The sequence below is a fragment of the Sphingopyxis sp. genome (assembly GCF_036402335.1).
Lineage (GTDB): Bacteria > Pseudomonadota > Alphaproteobacteria > Sphingomonadales > Sphingomonadaceae > Sphingopyxis.
This window is the reverse complement of record NZ_DASWTD010000356.1, coordinates 1-2,555: the sequence shown is the minus strand read 5'-3', so window position 1 is coordinate 2,555 and position 2,555 is coordinate 1. Positions and strand designations below refer to the sequence as shown.

The following is a 2,555-nucleotide window of genomic DNA, read 5'->3' as shown; positions in this document are numbered from 1 at the left end:
ATTTCGTCGCCATCGAGTTCGACGACCGGGTTGGCTACCTTGATCTTGCCCATGCTGCTGCCTTTTTCCTTGGGGAGTCGGAGTTGCAGCGGGCCTTAGGCAAAGCCGCGCGATTGATCAACCGCCCCGTCGTGCCCCGGGATGCAACCGGACGCGCAACGATCGCGGTGCCTTATCCATTGTCAGTATAGAAGCTGCACCCTAGAAGAACGGCCATGTCGACAATCATATCCTCGAACCGCCCCGGCGGCGGTATCAAATGGCACTGGCCCTCGATTCATCCCGAAGGCCGCAAGTTCCTGTTGATCGCCGGAATCATCACGCTCTGCTTCTGGCTGCTCGGCTGGGAAATCCTCGGCTGGCTGATGCTGGGCGTAACGATCTGGGTCGGTGCCTTCTTCCGTGATCCCGAGCGCGTGACCCCGGCGAGCGGCGATGTCATCATCGCGCCCGCCGACGGTCTGGTGACGCAGATTGCCGAAGTGCTTCCGCCGCCCGAAATCGCCGGCTCCGATGGCCTCGGCGACGCGCCGATGCTGCGCGTATCGATTTTCATGAGCGTCTTCGACGTCCACATCAACCGCACGCCCGTTGCGGGCACGCTACGCAAGCTCGTCTATATTCCCGGAAAATTCCTGAACGCCGACCTCGACAAGGCGAGCGAAGAGAATGAGCGGCAGCATTTCGTCGTCGAGCGCGCCGACGGGGTGCGCATCGGTTTCACCCAGATCGCCGGTCTCGTCGCGCGGCGCATCATGCCCTTCGTCACCATGGGCAACGAACTCGCCACCGGCCAGCGCGTCGGGCTCATCCGTTTCGGCAGCCGCGTCGATGTCTACCTGCCCGCGGGCACGACGCCGCAGGTGCTGCTCGGCCAGCGGACCCTCGCGGGCGAGACGGTCATTGCGCGGATCGGCAAGGCCGAGACGATCGACGGCATCGGGCAATAAGGTGGCGGAGGACGAGCAGGTCATTCCCGACGCCGCGGGGCGGCGCATCGCCGGGGTCAGCCTGCGCGCCTTTGCACCCAATGCAATTACCATCCTCGCGCTCTGTTCGGGGCTGACCGGCGTCCGCTTCGCGATCGGCGGCGAATGGGCGGCGGCGGTCACGATGATCATCGTCGCCGGCGTGCTCGACGGTATGGACGGGCGTATCGCGCGGCTGCTGCGTGCGCAGAGCAAATTCGGGGCCGAGCTCGATTCGCTGTCCGACGTGATCGCATTCGGCGTCGCGCCGGCGATGATCCTCTTCCTCTGGTCGCTCGCCGATGCTCCCAAATTCGGCTGGACCGCAGCGCTCGCGCTCGCCGTGTGCTGCGCGCTGCGCCTCGCGCGCTTCAATTCGCGCCTCGATGCCGAGTTTCAGCCGCACAAGTCGGCAGGCTTCATGACCGGGATTCCGGCGCCTGCCGGGGCGGGGCTGTCGTTCGTTCCTGTCTATCTGTGGCTGACGACCGACAACGACCTGTTTCGCGAATGGTATATCGTGATGCCGTGGGCGCTGGCCATCGCGATGCTGATGATTTCGGCGATCCCGACTTACAGCTGGGCGTCGATCCGTCTGCGTCGCTCGTGGCGCATCTTTGCCCTGGCGGGGATCGGTCTGCTCGGTGCAGCCCTCGTCACCGCACCCTGGCTGACGCTGTTGGCGGTGTGCATATTATATGTGGCGGCATTGCCTTTCGGGCTGGCCAGCTATGCGAAGGTCAGGCGGCGCGGCTGAGCGCCGGCTGCAAACGTCCTGCAGCACGAACGGTGCGCGGCGCGTCGCGGCGCGCAGGCGAACGGCGCAGCGTCACCTTCAGCGGGGTGGGGCCCGACTGCGGCGCGATGTCGACAGGGAAGGCTCCTTCGCCGAGCAGCGCCGAGAGAATCGCATTCTCGTTATTCTTGAGCATGGCCAGGATCACCGTGACGCCGAGTCCGGCGGCAAGGGCGAAGAGGAGAGCGGCTGCGACCTGAACCATGTCTTGTCCTTTCGGCTTTCGTGTGCGAAACCTTTTGTTAACCAGCGACGGTTCCGCTGGACTTTTTGTTCCATGTTCCCTGTTTGTTCTCAACCGGTTTGCGACGAACGGAGTCGCTTTGTCGCCGAGTTGAGTGCGATGCGTTGCGGTGAATCAGCCCCTCATTCGTTAGAGACCCCTTGCTTTTTCCGGCCCGCGCCGTTAACGGGCCGCCCATTCCACATGGAAGGCGCACATAAACCGGTGCCGGGACCCGTCGCTTGCGACACCCGGTTCTTGCTTTCCAGAGGATCAACCGGAAGGAGAAAGACTATGGCGGCACCTGTCGTCACGATGCAGAATCTTATCGAGGCTGGCGCCCACTTCGGCCATCAGACCCACCGCTGGAACCCGCGCATGAAGCCGTATATCTTCGGTGCGCGCAACGGCATCCATATCCTCGACCTGTCGCAGACCGTGCCGCTTTTCGCGCGCGCGCTCGATTTCATCGCCTCGTCGTCGGCTGCCGGCGGCAAGGTGCTGTTCGTCGGCACCAAGCGCCAGGCGCAGGGTGCGATCGCCGATGCGGCCCGCGCTTCGGGCCAGC

General features: G+C 64.2%; 5 protein-coding genes. 4 read left to right on the top strand and 1 reads right to left on the bottom strand.

The annotated features are described in order from the left end of the window. From VGD20_RS11055 to VGD20_RS11045, 3 genes are all read left to right on the top strand, one after another. A partial coding sequence (locus tag VGD20_RS11055) for a hypothetical protein (RefSeq protein WP_331134495.1) occupies positions 1-191 on the top strand: 191 nt, incomplete at its 5' end. Positions 192-215: 24 nt separating this feature from the next. Next, a complete protein-coding gene (locus VGD20_RS11050) occupies positions 216-950 on the top strand; it encodes a phosphatidylserine decarboxylase (protein ID WP_331134494.1) in 735 nt (244 codons plus the stop codon). Position 951: 1 nt separating this feature from the next. After that, positions 952-1,725 carry a phosphatidylcholine/phosphatidylserine synthase gene (locus tag VGD20_RS11045; RefSeq protein WP_331134493.1) on the top strand — a complete coding sequence of 258 codons (774 nt, stop codon included), beginning with the start codon at positions 952-954 and terminating at the stop codon, positions 1,723-1,725. Here VGD20_RS11045 and VGD20_RS11040 read toward each other — a convergent pair. Next, a complete protein-coding gene (locus tag VGD20_RS11040; protein ID WP_331134492.1) occupies positions 1,709-1,969 on the bottom strand; it encodes a hypothetical protein in 261 nt (86 codons plus the stop codon). The two genes, VGD20_RS11045 and VGD20_RS11040, sit on opposite strands and share 17 nt — an antisense overlap. Positions 1,970-2,281: 312 nt before the next feature. Here VGD20_RS11040 and rpsB point away from each other — a divergent pair. Beyond that, positions 2,282-2,555 (top strand): 30S ribosomal protein S2 (gene rpsB / locus VGD20_RS11035; protein ID WP_331134491.1); only part of this gene is annotated, 274 nt, incomplete at its 3' end.

Bases quoted from the DNA above. Each gene is read 5' to 3' on its own strand.
- VGD20_RS11050 (WP_331134494.1), top strand. From the start codon at position 216: ATGTCGACAATCATATCCTCGAACCGCCCCGGCGGCGGTATCAAATGG.
- VGD20_RS11040 (WP_331134492.1), bottom strand. From the start codon at position 1,969: ATGGTTCAGGTCGCAGCCGCTCTCCTCTTCGCCCTTGCCGCCGGACTC.